The following is an 18,116-nucleotide window of genomic DNA, read 5'->3' as shown; positions in this document are numbered from 1 at the left end:
AAAAATTAATAGTGTGAAATTGAGGGATGATTTCCCCCAGATATCACACAGAAATGCCGAATTCGGACTCGGCATACTTGCGCGATGATACGTTTAAGCAATGCAGTGAAACTGATACAGAGGCAGAGCTTACCACCCCTGCACCTTGGTAAGTTTTATGCAGCTGTAAGTCCGTATGCTGACATCCGCATAATATCGCGGGTAGTGAAGCCAATATTACTCAACGCTTCACCGTACTGAATCATAAAATCTTCTACCAGAGCTTCTTTTTCCATTGCTAAGGTATGGGCATCGTTTTCAACTGCATTAAGCATTTTCCAAACGATGGGAAGATTTTGGCGGTTTGCTTGTTCGAGTTCAGCTTTAGATTCTTCAAAGTGTTCTTTCAACCACACTTCACCAAAGTTAAGGTGGCTGTACTCATCTTTAACTACACCTTCAGTAATTTTACGGGCAAAGTCATCAGCAACAGGAATGTAGATATTGTAAGCAGCGATCGCAAAGCATTCGATAATGAGAGATTGAATGAGTAAGCAAGTAACTACATTTTCTGACTCGGCTGCTTTTTGGAAATTTTGGTGCAATTGAGCAAAGAACTCTTGCGCAAACTGCATATCTGGTGTGACTTGAAGATTACGCCCACAGGCTTCAAAACCTTTTTTGTGGCGGTTCTCCATCTTCGATAAGCGAATCAGTTCCTCTTTGTGTTCTGGCAGCAGTTCCGCTAATCGGATGTAATTTTCATGGGCTTCTTTCTCCCCTTCAATCACGATCGCATTGATGCGACTGTAAGCGTCCTTGTAGGTTTCGCTGTGGAAATCAAGTTCTGCGGTGGTGGCAGCCAGCTGCTGCATAGGTCTTTTATCTCCTATTTACGTAAATCAACTAATACGAGCTTGGTCAACTTGGCAACTCAAGTGTAAAGCTGATGGTTAAATTTAACTTAACAAATCTCGATGCGCTACGTTACGTTTGGTCATGAAATATTTTTTAATTTAAAAAAATATCAATACCTATAAAAGCATAAGGCGAAATCAGTAACAATGCCTAAAAAAAATCTCAATAACAGCACCACCAGTGAATCCACATTAGAAGTAGTTAACTTAGTTGTTTTACTACTAGGTGTGGTTCTTGTACTACTACCTCTGGGAATAGTTTTTCTCACCTCCTTTGCTCCAGAAGGAGCGACCCCAGCACTAATTCCACAAAATAGTTGGTCTTTAACTAATTACCAAGACGCCTGGCAGCAAGGCAAGTTCCTGCTTGCATTTGCTAACTCTACACTTGTCGCACTTGCTGTTACTGCTTTTCAGATAATCTCTTCAGCCTTGGCGGGATATGCGCTAGCGCGATTAAAATTCCAAGGTCGGCAGGTAGTACTGTTGATTGTTTTAGCGACACTGGTGATTCCTTTTCAGTTATTAGTGATACCAATTTTCTTAGTTCTCAAGTGGGGACATCTAATTAATACTTATGGGGCTTTGATTCTCCCAACAGCAGTAAATGGTTTTGGGATTTTTTTACTGCGGCAGTACTTTTTAACAATTCCGATCGAGTTAGAAGAAGCGGCAGCGTTGGATGGTGCGAATCGGTGGCAGATTCTATGGCGGGTGATGTTGCCATTATCACGCCCAGCCTTGGTAACGCTCTTTTTGTTTACTTTTATCGGGGAATGGAACGATTTATTTAAGCCTTTGGTTTTTACGACAAGACCAGAGTTAAGAACGGTACAACTTGCCTTAGCAGAGTTTCAAGAACAGTTTACAAATAACTGGCCTTTACTAATGGCAGCAGTCGCGATCGCTACAATTCCTGTTGTTATTCTGTTTCTCTTTGGTCAACGGCAATTTATTCGCGGCATCGCTACAACAGGAATTAAAAATTAGTTAATGTATTTATTTTGAAGGCGATCGCTAAAGATTCATTGCAAAAAATTGTATCCCTGATAACAGTTAGTTATATTATGCTTACAAAAATTTTCTATGACAAAATTTTTTAACCCTTAATTTAAATTAATCGAGGGGGCATATATGCGTTGGCGCTACAAATCGCTGTTTGTCCTGATTGTTGTAGTTACAGTAGCTGCGGTTTTTCTCTCAGACTTCTTACTACAGCCACCAGTAAGAGCAACTGAAGCACTACTACAACCTGCACCTACACAACCTTTAGGTTACTACGATTATTTTGGTAAGTTACTTAACCCGCGACAAGCAGAACAACTCATACGTCAAAAAGGAATTGATCCGAATTCGCCTGGTGCTTACGAGCGCATTGGCGCAGTCAAAATTACTCAACAGTTGCTTGATAGTGGCGAGAATATCTTTTTCAATCGCAAAATTGGCGATACTTTAGGGTTTCAACGAGTGTTCGGATTCAGCATTGGCTTTGCTCAAATTTTACCAGAAGTCACCGAAGCAATTTTGAAACTCCACGGTCAGCCAACAACTAATTTACAGATTACTCTTAAGAAAAACTTAACTTTAGGCAGCCATACATATCCTAAAGGAAGCACTGTTAATACTGGTTTAGACATTGAGAAGGGAGCTATTTTTCCCTTAGGCTTGAAAACAGATGGCAATATTACTTGTGCAGTTTGCCATATTGCTACCACCAATACTGGTAAACGTTTAAAAGGAGTACCTAATGGAGATTTGAATGCTTCATTCTTTGTTGCTTTAGCACCGAACTCAGCGGCAGGTTTTGCACGATTAAAGATTAATCCGCTTGATCCTAAGTATCAAGGCAATGGCAGAACAATCATCGATAGCCGTAATAACTTAGTTAAGTTACCCGATCCGCAAAAAATTGAGGCTGCGTTTGACGATGCAGTACTCGATATACCCTTGGGTCAATTTGAAAGTTCACCTGATGGTATTAGTAACACAACACAAATCCCTAATGTCTTTACTTTCAAAACTCATCCATATGCAGCTGATGGTCAGTTTGCAGTTGGACCTTTTGCTGGGCTTAGTGCTATCAACAATGGAGTGCATTCCTCAGAAATTAATTTGCTAGCAGCCGCGCAATTAAGTGCTCAAACGCTGGGAATTGACCCAGAAGTTTATTTAGGAGTTGTGCTGCAAAATGCGGTTGATCCGCTGCTGCGTTTACCTAAATGGGGACCACCGATTAAACCCTCACAATGGTTACGTTTGATTGCTCCAGACCCCTTAAAAGCCGAGCTAGAAGCACAAATTCCAGCACCAGGTACAGGTAATTATCCTCAACTGAAACCTAGTTTGTTTACTTATAATGGATTAATTTTCAGCCCGAATACGAATTCTCAAGACATTGGAAGTGGACCTTTCTTGTTTGCCTCAAATGCAATGTCAGCTTGGCAAAATAGCCTGGTTCCGCCACCAAATCGCAGTCGGGAAAATCAGCAAGCACTGCAAAGCGGTTCAGTACAGCGAGGAGCTAAAGTTTTCGAGCAAGCTAACTGTGCAACGTGCCACATTCCACCGTTCTTTACAGACAACGTAATTCACCCACTACGAGAAATAAATACTAATCCTGCCCGTGCTAAATCTCGCCTTGACTTGAATAATCTGCTCGTACCGCCTAAAATTTACACTTTTAACAATCCTGTGCCAATTCCTGCTAATGCTGAAGTTTTGGATGTACCAACAGCGGGAATTAGTGATAGTCCCACAAGTTTACCAAAAGGTTTGTTACCTGATGGTGGCTATAAAACAACTCCTTTACGTGGACTTTATTTGAGTGCGCCCTATTTACATGATGGTGGAGTCGCAGTCCGCTCAGGAGCATTACAAGTCAGGTCGGATGGTCGTTTTAGTGTAGTTGATCCAACTGGCTTAGGATTGACAGGTACATTGAGTATTGGTAAACCTGCGGATGCTGCGAGTAGCTTACGCGCGTTAGTCGATCGCAATCTTCGCGCTCAAGTCGTTGCAGTTAATAAAGCTAACTCTGCTTTAGTCAGATCTAATCTTGATGGAACTGGTCATCACTTTTATGTAGACTCATCTGCTGGTTTTACTCCAGCACAGCAAACTGACTTAGTCAACTTTTTGTTGGCACTAGATGACAATCCTGGTCGTTTTTAGGTAATGGGTAACAGCTAATAGGTAATCGGTAATTTGATGAGTATTATTCCAATGACCAATTACCAATTACCAGCTTTGAAGTTAGGTTGATTTTTACTGGCTTATCTGATTATTCTTCTTGAATTTGCAGGCGAATGGTACGTTCTCCGCTACCGAGTTGCACTTCGACGACTTCACCGCCGAGTTGTTCTAAGCAATTTAAGAGCGATCGCAAATTTGGCGTACTTGCTCCAGTATCAACATACAGGCGATCGGCTAAACTACCGATTTTTTTCCAAGTGTTGTAAAGTTTGGCAATTGTTTGCTCTAATTGCGAGGCTTGATTGACAAGATCGGCAGCAACATTAATACAGCCTAGTCTTAACGCTTCTTCTAGCGCCCTTTCTAAGTCCACTGACTCCTCATCAAGTGCTTGAACATTAGTTGCTGCATCTAGATACTTGGCGAGATAACGCGCCTCAGATGTGACTTGTTTGAGTGTATCGACGTCAGGATTCGCGGCAACTTCCTCGCGAAATACTGTTTGGTGTGACTGTGGTAGTTTCTCCATTTCTCGCACTAGCGGGGCAAGATAGCGGCTAGGAAGCGTATTGTCTGCGGCTTTGGCTTTGACAGTATCCGGAAGTAAATCGGATGACATGGCGGTGAATTCATCGGCTAGCTGACGAACTTCTCGGCGCGTAATGCGATCGCCTTTTTTTGCTGCATCGGTAATCAACTGCTGAATTTCAGGTTCGGCTTTAGCGGTTTCAATAAACGCCCGTTTACTAAAGCAGCGCACAGTATCAGGATCGAGTTGTCCTTGTTCCATGAGCGTATCTGCACTATTGGCAAGCTGAATCATCGAATATGCTTGACTTTTACTGATCTCTCGTTCTTGCAGCCACTTGAGAAAGCCACTTCCTCGCGCATCACCGTATTTCTTCTCGCGATCGCGAACTGCACGTAAAATCCGCCCTCGCCAAATTTCAGTTTGTAAATCAAAGCGATCGCAGACTTGCCATGCAGTATCTACCTGGCGTTGAAATTCCATCTCGGGAATTTGTTCATCTTCAGGATCGGGAAGTTGAAAATTTAAATTAGTCTGTTCCTCTAAGGCAGCAACAAGATCAATATCAGAAGATGACATGAAAAGCGATCGCATAACAGCTGGATTATTATTACACGCTCTACCGTTATAGGAAATATTAACTAGCCACTCATCATTTCACTAGCTACTAGCCACTAATCACTCCTTCACTCCTCTCGCGCAATACATAACCAACACTACGTACAGTTTGAATCAGGCGCGGTTCTTTGTTGGCTTCTAGCTTGAGACGCAAGTAGCGGATGTAAACTTCAATAATGTTAGAGTCGCCCATAAAGTCGTAACCCCAAACTTTTTCCAGAATGCGATCGCGCGTAATCACTTCCTGGGGATGAGCAAGGAGATATTCTAGTAAGTCAAATTCTTTTGCTGTTAATTCAATTAATCGCGTACCTCGATAAACTTCTCTAGTGCGGCGATTTAACTTCAAATCTGCAAATTGGCGTATATCAGGATCTATGTCTTGAGTACGTCGTAGGTGTGCGCGGACTCTTGCGAGTAATTCTTCAACACTAAAAGGCTTAACAACATAATCATCAGCACCTGCATCTAAGCCTGCAACGCGATCGCTAATATCATCCTTGGCAGTGAGTAAAATAATTGGTACTTTGTCTCCGTGAATCCGCAAGCGGCGGCAAACTTCTAATCCTGATATTCCTGGTAACATCCAATCTAAAATCACTAAATCGGGATGTAATTCGCGTGCTGCAATTAACCCTGCTAGTCCGTCATGTTCTACGCTGAGGCGATAGCCTTCATAGGCTAGTTCCATCTGAACGAACTTAGCTAGTTTAATTTCGTCTTCTACTAACAGAATATGTGCTGTCATGGTTGTTATGCAGCAATTGGTAAAGTGATAGTAAAGACACTGCCTTCACCCAGTCTAGAAGAGACTGTAACACACCCACCCATTCCATCTACAAGGGTTTTGACAATTGATAAACCTAAACCATAACCACTCGTAGAACGCGATTCATCAACTCGATAAAATCTCTCAAAGATACGGGCTTGCTGTTGTAAAGGAATACCTACACCGCGATCGCACACCTGAATTCTTGCTTGTTCCAGTTGGTCTAATTTTAATGCAATTCGTTGGCTAGAGTCAGAGTACTTGACCGCATTATCGATCAAATTTAGCAAAACTTGTTTTAAACGATAGCGATCTGCTAAAACTATAATTTCACCAGTCGCCTCAATCGCAATTTCTCGATTGCTGTATTGCCGTGCCATTCCTACTACTTCGGCTACTAGTGCATTGAGTACGATGGGTTCTATATGAAAGTGTAAATGACCGCTATCTGCCCGTGCTAAGTCTAGCAAGTCTTGTAACAAACGAATTGTACGATCTGCTTCTGAGGCTGCGGTTTCTAAAGCGTCACGCTGTATTGTCGTCAGGTTAGTCTCGCGTCGAAGAACACTTTGCAAATAACCGTGGACAATTGTGAGTGGCGTACGCAACTCATGGGAAACATTACTAACAAACTGTTCCTGTTGTTCCCAAGCGGCGGCGAGACGCTCTAACATCATGTTATAGGTACGGGCTAACTCTCTAACCTCAGTAGGTGCGCGATCGCATTGTAGTTTTGCTTGTCCCAAATCGGTGGCAGAAACCTTTGCCGCGAGTTGATTAATCTGCATTAATGGCTTTAGCGAACGTTGAATGTAAAGTGCGATCGCACCCGTGATAGCTATTAGTATAAGTAGACTAGTAACACCCAAACCCTTCACTACTGTTAAAAACATTGTCTGTTCGTCAGAAATATCTTGCGCTACAAATAACTGTCCTAAGGAATTGCCATTAACGCGCAAAGTTCTAGCACACATCACAAAGTAGCGGTTATTAATTACGTAAACTTGCGGGCTAGTTGAAACCTGACGCAGTGATAATAATGCGATCGCTGTAGCATCTGTGGAATTGAAATTTGTAGATTTAGCTTGGTTTGTTCCATCAAAAAAATTGACCCACAAGAAAGTTTGACTAGCTGTGAGATTATCAATTGCTTTTTGAACGCCAGTTGCGACTAGAAACATTTCACTGTATATTTCAGCATCACGCGGTAAACGCCCAGCAATATCTTCCACATGACGCTTGTGCGAACCAATGAGAATTTGCTGCATTTGCCATGTTGTCCAAACAGCAACGCTACCTAATCCCAAAGCAGAAACAGCAGCAATACCTATTGTCAAGCGTACGCGCAATGAAAAAGGGTCAATTCGCCAAATGTTCCTAATTCTTGCTATCACCCACTGTTTCCTGGTGTTGGTGTCGGACAAGTTTTATTTGCAAAATCACACTGATAAATATACGACTCTTGCCAGCTTAAGGGAATCTCTAGCAAATCTCTTGTTCCTGTGATTCCTTGTCCAATAAATAGCAAAAGCGCAATACAGTTTAAAATTGTATGAATTTTCCGCCAACGCTGCGAACGATCTTTGTAAATATCTGGTGCAATTGCTAACGAAAAAATCATTAATATCGCTGCTGCCATCCCAATATAATAATGCGATAAATACCACTCATTCGTTCGGCGAAAGACTCCATCTTGACTGCCTAAAATGATTAAACCTGCACCTGTAAGTGTCGCAAATATTCCCCGCCAAAGACGCTGTTTTGCTTGATAAAGTAAGATTAAGGAAGTTATAGTAGCAGCAAACATTAATACTATAAATATAACTTGAAATGGTTGCTTAGTAATAAGTTGATTGCTGAGAATATTTTTGACAATTGGGTGAGTTAATCCTAGTAATGTAATACTGACAACTGCTGTGGTTAACCAGTGACCTATTCTATTATGCTCTGCCCCGACAATTGGTGGAATTTTACTTTGTTTACTATGTAAGCGACGCTGCCGAGTTTGCCAGGCTAAGTTGACGACAATACCAATAATTGGAAATACAAAAATAATTGCGATCGCTGGATGCAATAACCTTAAAGCATCACTGATTTCTACCATAGGAATCCTCTAGAAAAAGCTTAGATTTTCTCGGTGCGTTTTGTAATGTTTTTTGAAGCATAGACCTGCTTCGGCTTGCCGTAGGCTACCACATTGGCGCAACCTTCCCGCAGAGTAGTACACAAAGAAAAGATTTAAAGAGAGATGTTTATTAAAATTTTGATCTTACTGTGTGTATTTAGTCTTAATAAGATTAAGGAGAACTTACGTAATTTTTTATCAGAATTGCATTGTTACTACGTAAGTTCTGGTGTAGCTAAAAGGAGTTTGTGGTGTATGCGATCGCTTAACAAAGTAGTGCTAGCGGTTGGCTTGTGCTGCTGTTTGTAGTGGTGCATAGCCGAATGTAGCATTAAATTGTCTACACCAAATAGCTACAGATTGATAATCTGCTAAATTAATATCTTGAGGAACGCTATAACGTTGAGTTCCGTTTAATTTTTGTAAGCGACCAAGTGATATGTAATCTTGCTCTTTTAGACCACCTTTTGGTAAGGTAGCAGCACGATGCAGAATAACGTACAAATCAGGACCCATATCAGACATAAATGCTTGGTCAAATTCTAAATAGCGTCTACCATTTTCAGTTACAATTCGAGCTACACCCTCAGTTGGGTGTTCTGCTGCGATGAAGTTACCCGATTTCACTATAGCTACTTGTGCTGCTTGAACTGGTGAGGTTGTAGGTAATCCGCTAAAACTGCCAACTGATAAAACAGTAGCAATACTAAGGACTAAATAATTCAATTTCATTGGTTTTAATTTGAATAACATCTACTGATGACAATGTATAAGCTTGTCGTAGATGTAGAATTAATTCCAATTGAGAAGTTAGTAGGAAAGCACTCACTTTCCTCTCAGCAAATTCTCATCACTAATCTTGTTGAATTTTTCACTTGAGCTATTAAAGTAAAGGGATAAGAATAATTTCTCATCCCTCTAAATAGTTTCCTTTAGACAGCTTCTATCGCAGATAAAGTATTGAGATGCTGCGCGATCGCTTGCTTTGGTATGACACCCGCAATCTGCTCTACAACTTGCCCTTTCTGGAAAAATACTAATGTAGGAATTGCATTGATGTTGTACTCTGTCGCCAGCTCTGGATAATCGTCAATATTCAATTTACCGACTTTGGCTATACCTGCAAAATCAGCTGCAACTTCTCTGATAATCGGGTCTATCATGCGGCAAGGTCCGCACCAGGGTGCCCAAAAGTCTACTAAAACTGGTACTGCACTCTCTAGCACTTCGTGCTGGAAGTTGTCGTTTGTTAGAGTGATATATTTGGTATTATCTGACATAAGTTACTAGCCTTGTTGATGTTTTGGAATGAACGTTCCAGTTTAACTGAAAAAAATAGTTATCTTAATCTAAAACAGAGATAACTACGTCTGTAATGTCTTGCAAGACAGAAGGCTTGACTTTGCACATGACATGTAAGCCTTGCAGAATACAGGTAAGGAAACGTGCTATAGCTCGCAGATCTTGTTTAGGAGTAATTTCACCTTTTTCATTTGCGTTAACTAAGGCATGATAGAAAGCATTTTCTAGGCGCTGAAGATGGGCAGTAATGCAACTCGCAGTATATTGGTCATGTGGTGCCAATTCTACGGCTGAATTGGTTATCAAGCAACCGCGTTGTTGTTTGTCATTTGTGGCACACTCAATGAAGTTTTGAAAGTAATCTACAATTGCTTGCTTAGCTGCGCCTGGTGCTTCTAATTGAGCGATCGCTTCTGTAAAAGTTGTGTTATTGTAATGCGCGATCGCCGCGAGAAATAGGGCGCGTTTATCACCAAAGGTATCGTAAAGACTTCCTCGGTTTATTCCCATTTGTTCAACCAAGTCTTGGACTGATGTTGCTTCATATCCTTGGCACCAGAAAGTTTCCATTGCTTTTTCTAGCACCTCATCTCGATCAAACTCTTTCTTACGCGCCATCAACTTTAATTGCCCTTCTAAAACTGTTATAACAATTTTGGAACGATTAGTCAAATATAAAAAATACTACATACACTATGCCAGCAAAAGCTCTATTTGTACGGAATCGTTTTACCTGGTTAGCGTACTTGATGACAGCTTACTTTGCGTATTTACAAGCGGCTTTAGGTCCACTCATGCCATTTCTACGGGCTGAATTGGGAATGAGCTACATCGTAGGCGGACTGCATTTCAGTGCGTTTGCGTTGGGGATGATTTTAGCTGGATTGGTGAGCGAGCGCACAACTCAGATATGGGGACGTAGTTTTAATTTATGGGCTGGTGCTGTTGGGATGTCGCTAGGTGCTTTAACTTTAGCACTCTCACCTCAAGCAAGTTTTACTATTGCCAGTACATTACTTTTAGGGCTACTTGGTTCTATTCTTCAGATGACAATTCAGGCAGCACTTTCTGATCAGTATCAGGCACAGCGTACACTAGCGCTGACTGAGGCAAATATTGCTGCTAGTATTGGTGCGAGTCTTGTTCCCTTGTTGATCGGTGGTTTTCAGCAAATAGGATGGGGCTGGCGCAGTGCTTTGTATTCGGCGGCGATCGCATTAATTCTGATTAGCATAAAGTTTCGACAATCTATTCCCGTTGTTGCAACACCTCAAGTTGCAGGAAGTGCACTACATCAAAAATTGCCAAGAACATTTTGGATCTACTGGGTAGTCATTTTCCTAGGCGTATCAGTTGAGTACTGCATTTTCTTTTGGGGTGCAGATTTTCTAGAAACTGCTGTTGGCTTAACAAGGAGTCATGCAGCTAGCACGATGAGTATTTTTGTGTTATCGGGTTTTGTTGGACGTGTAATGTTTAGCCGCCTTAGTCGGCTTGTGCGGGATGAGATTTTACTATTAGGTGCGATCGCAATAACTTTTTTCGGTTTTCCAATGTTTTGGTTGGCTAATTTTGCCCCAATCAACATTCTCGGTTTACTTATTGCTGGGCTTGGTATTGCTAACTTTTATCCTCTTATTCTCTCACTTGCAGTTGGTGCTGCTAACTTGCAGTCTGATCTAGCAGTTGCACGTCTCTCGATTGGAGTGGGGATGGCAATTTTAATTTCACCATTCATTCTAGGTAGCATTGCCGATCAAATTGATCTCAAAGTCGCTTTTGGTTTTGTAATAGTTGTGTTAGTCGCAATGACAGTAGTATCCTTGATGGGAACTTTATCTACTGGAAAGCTTCGTGAATGAATTTGTTGCTAAAACAAGGAGCAGTTGCGATTTATGCAAGAGGTTTATCGAGCAACTCAAGTTCTTCATTTGTGAATTTGATTGAGGCAGCTGCAACGTTTTCTTCTAGATGAGCACTCGTCGTTGTTCCTGGAATCAGTACAATATTGGGCGCACGGTGCAACATCCAAGCTAAGGCAATCTGATTAGGTTTCACGCCATGACGTATTGCAATCTCTGCGAGGATTCCTTGTGTATTCGCAACTGGTGCGCCGCGTTTAAGAGGATGTGCGCCTAGGGGTGCGTAGGAAATAAACGCAATATTGTGTTGGGTACAATAGTCAAGAATGTCTGCTCCACTTTGCTCTGTAATGTTAAAGCGATTCTGTACAGAAGCGATCGCAACTATCTTTCGGGCTGCTTCCAATTGGTTGAGCGTCACGTTTGACAAGCCAATATGACGAATCTTACCTTCGTGTTGTAGTTCTGCTAGCGCCCCTACAGATTCAGCAAACGGTACATTAGGGTCAGGACGATGTAGTTGATACAAATCAATGCATTCAACTCTCAGACGTTGTAAGCTAGCTTCGCAACTGCGACGTAAACTTTCAGGTGAACCATCGGCGCGAATATTATCAGGTGCAGTTTTAAGAACGCCGCCCTTGGTTGCAACAGTTAAATTAGGTGGGTAAGGGTGAAGTGCAGCGGCTATTAGTTCTTCATTGTAGCCAGGACCATAAGCTTCAGCCGTGTCAATGAAGTTTACACCCAGTTCAACAGCACGACGGAGTAATTGTTGTCCCCCTTCCCAGTCAGCGTAGGGACCAAAGTTGCCAGGTTGTTTGGTTAGTCGCATCGCGCCGTAGCCAAGACGATTGATGATCAGATCTCCACCCAAATGAAATGTGGAAGTAATAGATGGTTGTTGCGCATTCATTGTAGACCTTTTTAGAAATCTATAGAGGAGTGACAAACTCAATCAGATTGCCGTTATTGTCTTTCACAAAACAAAGCCGAACTCCAGCATTTGGGTAACTACCGAGTTCAACAAACGTTGCTACGCCTCGGCGATTCAGTTCCGCAAGTACTGCATCAACATCATCTACACGGAAACAAAAATGTCCAATACCACTGGTGCGCAGTCCGTCGCCGAAGTTTTCTGCTGTTGGCATTCCAGCTTGCGGTTGAGTACTACCAACAATTTCAATGCGAAATCCGTACACATTTAAGTAAGCTAGTTTGAGATCGGGAAAAATATCAACTGTCCATTCTCGCTCAATCTTGGCATCCAGTTTTTCTTGATACCACGCGATCGTTTCTTGAAAATTTGGTACATTTAATGCCACATGGTCGATTTGCATTGAATTTAAACTATTAGCAGTGACATTTGACTGTGTCATAATTTTTTCCTTTAGCGTTGCTTTGGATACAACCACCCACTGAATAACCGTGTCATTCTCGGCACAACAACGTAGGTCATCAACGTAACTAACACAACAGTCAGAACAAAACTACGCAGCAACATTGACAACGAAGCTAGGAAGCTACCAAATAATATGTTGATTGCGACTATGAGTAAGAAAATAGCTATCCATGTCACGAGTGCCATTTTGTAACGCGGTGGTGGTATGATCGGTCGAAGCGTATTGTTACTGACCGTAAACCAAGTTTCGAGTCCGGTCATCACTTCTAAATTGGCTGGTTGTTCTTCTAAATCTGCCAGAGTATTAAACCAATAATGAGCAGCAGTTGAGTGATACCAGTGCTGAAAATGCATTGCTGAGTCAAACTTGACGAGAATTCGATAGGCTTCCGATTCATTGGGTTGGGGTTTGAGAACAGTTACGCCCAAATGACCAGGAAATTGAAGCGCGGTGTGAATTGTGTCAGATAAGGCTTGTTCAAACTCGCGTTCTTTACCTTTACGTGGATGACGCGACACTAACACCGCGATCGGTTGGGAATTGTTTGTGTTGACTTTAGAATGCATTGTTGTTGCAAGCATAATTTAAGCTGAAGTTGTTGCTAACAGCACGATTTTCCAAAATTTCTGTGTGATTTCAGCCAAGCTGGTCAGAATAGATGCTTTATATAACCTCCCTTTTTTATTTCGCTTCGTTGCGTATTGTTTATTTATGACACGTATCGTATTAGAATAGAGCTTAGATGTCAAGCATTTATTTCAAAAATGCCTCAAAGCCCTGCCAATAAACGAATTGGACGACCTCGCTCTGAAGAAGCAAAGACAGCGATTTTAGACGCAACTTGGGAGTTACTTAAAACAACTACATTGCGAGACTTGTCGATAGAGGCGATCGCCCGCGAGTCTGGAGTCGGTAAAACGACGATTTATCGTTGGTGGTCGAGTAAAGTAGCAGTGGTGATGGATGCATTTTTAGAAAAACTGTCGCCTGAGATTCAGTTTCCTGAAGGTTTATCAGCAACAGAAGCACTCTCGCAACAAATGGCGACGCTCATCAAAGCCTTTAGCGGGGACTATGGGCGTATCGTAGCGCAGATTATTGCTGAGGGACAAGCGGAACCAGAAGCCCTAGCCAGTTACCGCGATCACTTTATCTACCCCCGCCGCGCTGCGGCTAAAGCTATCATTGAGCAGGGAATAAAAAACGGCGAGTTTGAGCCGAGTCTTGATCCAGAATTGGCGATCGATATTCTTTATGGACCTATCTACTTCCGGCTTTTAGTTGGACACTTACCGCTTGATTATCAGTTTGCAGAAGAATTACCTCAATGGGCGCTCAAAACTATCAAGCAATAAGGGCGATTGCCTGCTATTCATTTACTTTCTCAGAGAAATCTCATTTACTTCTTAAAGAGAAATCATTTTGCTGGGAGAAGAACTTGGTATTTTCCTAGCAGCAGTACAAACTAGAAAAATCATGATTTCTCAGGTTGATAGCCAAGGTGTCGATAGACGCCGAGGCGTGCGGCGATTGCGAGTAGCAACTTTGGTACTTGTAGGAATTTTCACTTTATGCGCAATTATTGTTACAGCCTGGTTTACAGGTGAAGATAGAGTTTCAGAAATTTTTGCACAAATTCAAGTGCTGCAAGAAAATCCTCCCATGTGGCTTGCAGTACCTATGGTTATGGGTGAGTATTTGTTAGCACCTACAGTAGTACTTTTTTTGATAGTTTTTATAGTTACAAAAATATCTCCTCAACCGCGTGTTTGGGCAAGACAGTTAGTTGTAGGAATTTTGCTAATCTTGACAATGCGCTATATCTTATGGCGATCGCTTTCTACTTTAAATGTTGCCGATCCGTTAAATGGTGTATTTAGCTTAGGGTTGTTTTTTTTTGAAGGGCTGATATTACTCAGTGGTACGATTCAGTTATTTTTAATGCTAAATGTGAGCGATCGCCACAGCGAAGCCGATCAATGCTCCTTATCTGTTATTGATGGTAGTTTTACTCCTACAGTTGATATTCTCATTCCGACTTATAATGAACCTGAGTTTATTCTTAAGCGCACAATTATTGGATGCCAAGCCTTAGAGTATCCATGCAAAACAATTTATCTGCTTGATGACACTAAACGTCCAGAAATCAAAAAACTAGCTCAAAAACTAGGCTGCGAATATATTACCAGACCTAATAACAACTACGCCAAAGCAGGAAATTTAAATCATGCAATTAGGCAAACTCAGGGTGAATTAATTGTTGTCTTTGATGCAGATTTTGTACCAACAAAAAACTTTCTAACACGCACTGTAGGTTTTTTCCAAGATAATTCTGTTGCCTTAGTACAAACACCACAAAGCTTTTATAATTTCGATCCAATTACTCGTAATTTAGGGTTAGAAAACATTCTTACATCTGAAGAAGAGGTTTTTTATCGACAAATTCAGCCGATTCGGGATGCAGCAGGTAGTGTTGTCTGTTCTGGTACTTCGTTTGTGGTGCGTCGTAGTGCGTTAGAAATGGCTGGGGGCTTTGTTACAGATTCACTCAGTGAAGACTACTTTACAGGAATCCGCTTATCTGCTCAAGGCTATCGACTTGTCTATTTGAATGAAAAGTTGAGCGCAGGTTTAGCTGCGGAAAATATTGCTGCTCATGCTACACAACGATTAAGGTGGGCACAAGGTACATTACAAGGTTTTTTTATTAGTGCCAATCCATTAACGATTCCAGGGTTAACTCTATTACAGAGATTAGCTCATTTAGAAGGCTTGCTGCACTGGTTTACGAGTATCTCTCGGGTTGGCTTTCTCATAATGCCATTAGCTTATTCGTTCTTGAATATTATTCCTATTCGAGCAACAATACCAGAACTTTTATATTTCTTTTTGCCTTATTATTTAGTTCAATTAACAGTATTTGCTTGGTTAAACGGGCGATCGCGCTCAGCTTTATTATCAGATGTTTACTCGCTAGTTCTATGTTTTCCCTTAGCATTGAATACAATTCAAGTTATGCTGCGTCCTTTTTCTAGAGGCTTTAAAGTAACGCCCAAAGGAACTACAAGCGATCGCTATACTTTCAACTGGAAACTTGCTTCACCTCTAATTATTTTATTCATCGCTACAGCAATTAGTCTCTGGCGTAATCTAGGAATGTGTATCGTCAAAGGTGCATGGGTAACTTCAGAAATGTCTCAACATCTTGAAGGGATTAACTTAGGTTGGATCTGGAGTGCTTATAACTTAATTGCGATCGCGATCGCCTTACTAATTTTAATTGATGTTCCCAATGATTTATTTGCGTGGTTTTACCTCAGACGAATTGTGCAACTCAAAATTGCTGATCAAACGTTTTGGGGTATAACGACAATGCTTTCAGAAGTGGGGGCAGAAGTGATCTTAACTCAATCAATAAGTTCTTTTTCGCATACAGTTATACCAGTAACCTTAGAAATAATGGAGGAAAAATTAACTTTAATAGGGCAAATTATCCAAAGTAGATTTGACGGTGAATTTCCTACACTACGGATATCTTTTGAGACACTTGATTTAACTCAACAATGTCAACTAATAGAAATATTATTTTGTCGTCCTGGACAATGGAAAATTCAGAATACACCAGGAGAATTAGCTTCTTTATTTCTGATATTTAAAATTTTACTGCGCCCGCGAGTTTTGTTTAATCGAAATTTATCAGCGAGTGCTATTAAAGTTGCTCAGGTATAGCTTTTTAGTAAGTATTAATAAGTGAGGAAACTTGTCTTGCAGAGAAACTCTAAGATTGCAGCATTGAGTTCATTAGGAGAGTTTGCAGGTGCATCGTGACCGCAGTCTTGGAGAATTTTTACTTGCGAATGGGGAATGTGCGATCGCAATTTTTCAGCATCACTTACCGGAAACCAGCGATCTTGATCGCCCCAGACAATGAGTGTTGGACAAGTAATGTCACCTAAACGTGCTTGAATTTTACTAATTAAATTAGGTTGCTTTTGCTGTAAGCATTTGATTTCCTGGGCAGCAATTTGTAGCTCTTCAGTGACTTTCGCTAGTGTTCCAGGGATGTAAATGTAGGGGTAAGTAATCCAATAGACTTCTTCAGGTGTGACTGCTGACCAATCTACCAAAACTTCACGGCGTTCGACTCGCACGATCGCGCGGACAAGCGTCGAGAAAAGGAATGTTAACCGCAGCGAATCAACGATTTTTAATAATTCAATTGGCAAATCGGAAAGCGATCGCATCCATCGGTTAGGTAATCGTTCAGGAAATATTGGTACATTAATTAAGACTAAACTTGCAAATAAGTCTGGATGCTCTTGAATAACTGCAAGACTCACCAATGCACCTAAAGAGATTGCTACTACAATCGCAGGTTCATTACATAAAGCACGAATAATCCGCTCTAATTCTATCAGTTGATGCCCTGGGTGTTCTGGATGTGCTAGTTTCTCGGAGAAACCGTATCCTTTCGCATCAAAGCAAATCACGCGAAAGTATTTTGAGAGTGGTTCAATACAATGACGCCAACTATAAGACCAACTACCAATACCATGAATCAAGATTAGTGGTTTTCCTGTACCTTTTTCTCCATAAGCAATTGAAACAGGATGACCATTAGCATCGGCGATCGTTAAATTTTGCCGCCCTTTTGGAAAAGTTTCTCTCCACCAGTCTTGCATTAGCTTATATCTGAGCAGAATTGCTTGCTGAAATTATGAGACTTCCCACCTGAATCACACAAATGCCCTACGACTGAAGTCGGGGCTACTCAAACAAAGTGTGGCTCCGCCCACTGTAAGAAATAGATTTATGAGTAAATCCACCTCCGTGTACTTAGTTTATTTAGGTGCGAATTTATTTACAAGCGTGTTCATGCAGGAGGTCTATTGATTACCTAATTTAACTAAAAAATAGGCTGATTAACTTTCAGCCTATCTATTGTAGAAATATTTTAAGCGTGTCTAGAGCGGTAATTCTACTTTGCAATGTTTTGAGGATTCTTGAGATATTCTTCCAGCAAGTCCACATTCTTCATGTTAGCTTTCCAAGCAAAGTCGAACATATCACCGATGATTGGAACTGAGCCAAATACGCTCTCTATGACAATGTTCCTTACCATCCGTCCCAATATGGCTTTTGGAATTCCTAACCTTGCTGCTTCAACAACGATATAAGCAGAAAGTGCTGTTCCAACAATATCTCCAGCACCAGGAATTAAACCAATAATGGGATCGATACCGATCCGAAATTTTGTCCCTGGAATGCCAATAGCATTATCAAGCAAACGGCTAAACCTACGTAAACGCTGTACTGAGGTAAGTTTAGGGTGAGCCGCAACTTTACTGGCAAACTGAGCAGCAGATTGGGTCATAGATGAAACACAACCATTAATCTTTTATAATTTAATTTAAACATTT

Annotated in this window: 18 protein-coding genes; 5 read left to right on the top strand and 13 right to left on the bottom strand. The window is 41.3% G+C overall.

Features of this window, described 5'->3' with window-relative positions:
- Window positions 1-155: 155 nt before the first annotated feature.
- The gene (locus CSQ79_RS02015) at window positions 156-854 is read right to left on the bottom strand and encodes an aldehyde oxygenase (deformylating) (RefSeq protein ID WP_099699514.1); all 699 of its coding nucleotides are present in this window, start codon (window positions 852-854) and stop codon (window positions 156-158) included.
- Between the two features lie 189 nt (window positions 855-1,043).
- Between CSQ79_RS02015 and CSQ79_RS02010 the strand changes: the two genes are divergently transcribed.
- Entirely contained in the window at window positions 1,044-1,886 is an 843-nt protein-coding gene (locus CSQ79_RS02010; protein WP_099699513.1) for a carbohydrate ABC transporter permease, read from the top strand.
- Between the two features lie 144 nt (window positions 1,887-2,030).
- Window positions 2,031-4,067 (top strand): di-heme oxidoredictase family protein, encoded by a 2,037-nt coding sequence (locus tag CSQ79_RS02005; protein ID WP_099699512.1) that lies wholly within the window; start codon window positions 2,031-2,033, stop codon window positions 4,065-4,067.
- 109 nt (window positions 4,068-4,176) lie between these two features.
- Here CSQ79_RS02005 and CSQ79_RS02000 read toward each other — a convergent pair whose 3' ends face one another.
- From CSQ79_RS02000 to CSQ79_RS01970, 7 genes are all read right to left on the bottom strand, one after another.
- Window positions 4,177-5,196 carry a hypothetical protein gene (locus tag CSQ79_RS02000; protein WP_099699511.1) on the bottom strand — a complete coding sequence of 340 codons (1,020 nt, stop codon included), beginning with the start codon at window positions 5,194-5,196 and terminating at the stop codon, window positions 4,177-4,179.
- A gap of 88 nt (window positions 5,197-5,284) precedes the next feature.
- A complete protein-coding gene (locus CSQ79_RS01995; RefSeq protein ID WP_099699510.1) occupies window positions 5,285-5,983 on the bottom strand; it encodes a response regulator transcription factor in 699 nt (232 codons plus the stop codon).
- Between the two features lie 5 nt (window positions 5,984-5,988).
- Complete coding sequence (locus CSQ79_RS01990) at window positions 5,989-7,395, bottom strand: sensor histidine kinase (RefSeq protein ID WP_502693902.1); 1,407 nt, start codon at window positions 7,393-7,395, stop codon at window positions 5,989-5,991.
- Window positions 7,395-8,108, bottom strand: a complete 714-nt coding sequence (locus CSQ79_RS01985) for a DUF4079 domain-containing protein (protein WP_099699508.1) — start codon at window positions 8,106-8,108, stop codon at window positions 7,395-7,397. Before CSQ79_RS01985 ends, CSQ79_RS01990 begins: the two co-directional genes overlap by 1 nt.
- A 300-nt stretch (window positions 8,109-8,408) precedes the next feature.
- Entirely contained in the window at window positions 8,409-8,861 is a 453-nt protein-coding gene (locus CSQ79_RS01980; RefSeq protein WP_099699776.1) for a DM13 domain-containing protein, read from the bottom strand.
- Window positions 8,862-9,061: 200 nt separating this feature from the next.
- Window positions 9,062-9,409 carry a thioredoxin gene (trxA, locus tag CSQ79_RS01975; protein ID WP_099699507.1) on the bottom strand — a complete coding sequence of 116 codons (348 nt, stop codon included), beginning with the start codon at window positions 9,407-9,409 and terminating at the stop codon, window positions 9,062-9,064.
- Between the two features lie 64 nt (window positions 9,410-9,473).
- The gene (locus CSQ79_RS01970) at window positions 9,474-10,049 is read right to left on the bottom strand and encodes a TetR/AcrR family transcriptional regulator (protein ID WP_099699775.1); all 576 of its coding nucleotides are present in this window, start codon (window positions 10,047-10,049) and stop codon (window positions 9,474-9,476) included.
- Window positions 10,050-10,126: 77 nt separating this feature from the next.
- Between CSQ79_RS01970 and CSQ79_RS01965 the strand changes: the two genes are divergently transcribed.
- A complete protein-coding gene (locus CSQ79_RS01965) occupies window positions 10,127-11,293 on the top strand; it encodes an MFS transporter (protein ID WP_099699506.1) in 1,167 nt (388 codons plus the stop codon).
- Between the two features lie 31 nt (window positions 11,294-11,324).
- Here CSQ79_RS01965 and CSQ79_RS01960 read toward each other — a convergent pair whose 3' ends face one another.
- The 3 genes from CSQ79_RS01960 to CSQ79_RS01950 are packed head-to-tail and all read right to left on the bottom strand — an operon-like array spanning window position 11,325 to window position 13,277.
- Window positions 11,325-12,209: an aldo/keto reductase gene (locus CSQ79_RS01960; protein WP_099699505.1), complete on the bottom strand. Its 885-nt coding sequence runs from the start codon at window positions 12,207-12,209 to the stop codon at window positions 11,325-11,327.
- A 19-nt stretch (window positions 12,210-12,228) separates the two neighbouring features.
- The gene (locus tag CSQ79_RS01955) at window positions 12,229-12,672 is read right to left on the bottom strand and encodes a VOC family protein (RefSeq protein ID WP_289500270.1); all 444 of its coding nucleotides are present in this window, start codon (window positions 12,670-12,672) and stop codon (window positions 12,229-12,231) included.
- Window positions 12,673-12,683: 11 nt separating this feature from the next.
- Window positions 12,684-13,277, bottom strand: a complete 594-nt coding sequence (locus tag CSQ79_RS01950; protein WP_099699504.1) for an antibiotic biosynthesis monooxygenase — start codon at window positions 13,275-13,277, stop codon at window positions 12,684-12,686.
- A 183-nt stretch (window positions 13,278-13,460) separates the two neighbouring features.
- On the opposite strand from CSQ79_RS01950, the gene CSQ79_RS01945 reads away from it, so the two are divergent.
- A complete protein-coding gene (locus CSQ79_RS01945; RefSeq protein ID WP_099699503.1) occupies window positions 13,461-14,051 on the top strand; it encodes a TetR/AcrR family transcriptional regulator in 591 nt (196 codons plus the stop codon).
- Between the two features lie 121 nt (window positions 14,052-14,172).
- The gene (locus CSQ79_RS01940; RefSeq protein ID WP_099699773.1) at window positions 14,173-16,425 is read left to right on the top strand and encodes a glycosyltransferase; all 2,253 of its coding nucleotides are present in this window, start codon (window positions 14,173-14,175) and stop codon (window positions 16,423-16,425) included.
- 14 nt (window positions 16,426-16,439) lie between these two features.
- Here CSQ79_RS01940 and CSQ79_RS01935 read toward each other — a convergent pair whose 3' ends face one another.
- The gene (locus CSQ79_RS01935; RefSeq protein WP_099699502.1) at window positions 16,440-17,378 is read right to left on the bottom strand and encodes an alpha/beta fold hydrolase; all 939 of its coding nucleotides are present in this window, start codon (window positions 17,376-17,378) and stop codon (window positions 16,440-16,442) included.
- 296 nt (window positions 17,379-17,674) lie between these two features.
- Window positions 17,675-18,070: a DUF4112 domain-containing protein gene (locus tag CSQ79_RS01930; protein WP_099699501.1), complete on the bottom strand. Its 396-nt coding sequence runs from the start codon at window positions 18,068-18,070 to the stop codon at window positions 17,675-17,677.
- Between the last annotated feature and the right edge of the window lie 46 nt (window positions 18,071-18,116).

Origin of the sequence: Gloeocapsopsis sp. IPPAS B-1203 (assembly GCF_002749975.1) — a bacterium.
Taxonomy (GTDB): domain Bacteria; phylum Cyanobacteriota; class Cyanobacteriia; order Cyanobacteriales; family Chroococcidiopsidaceae; genus Gloeocapsopsis.
The sequence above is the reverse complement of the archived record's forward strand: the minus strand, read 5'-3'. Positions and strand labels throughout refer to the sequence as shown.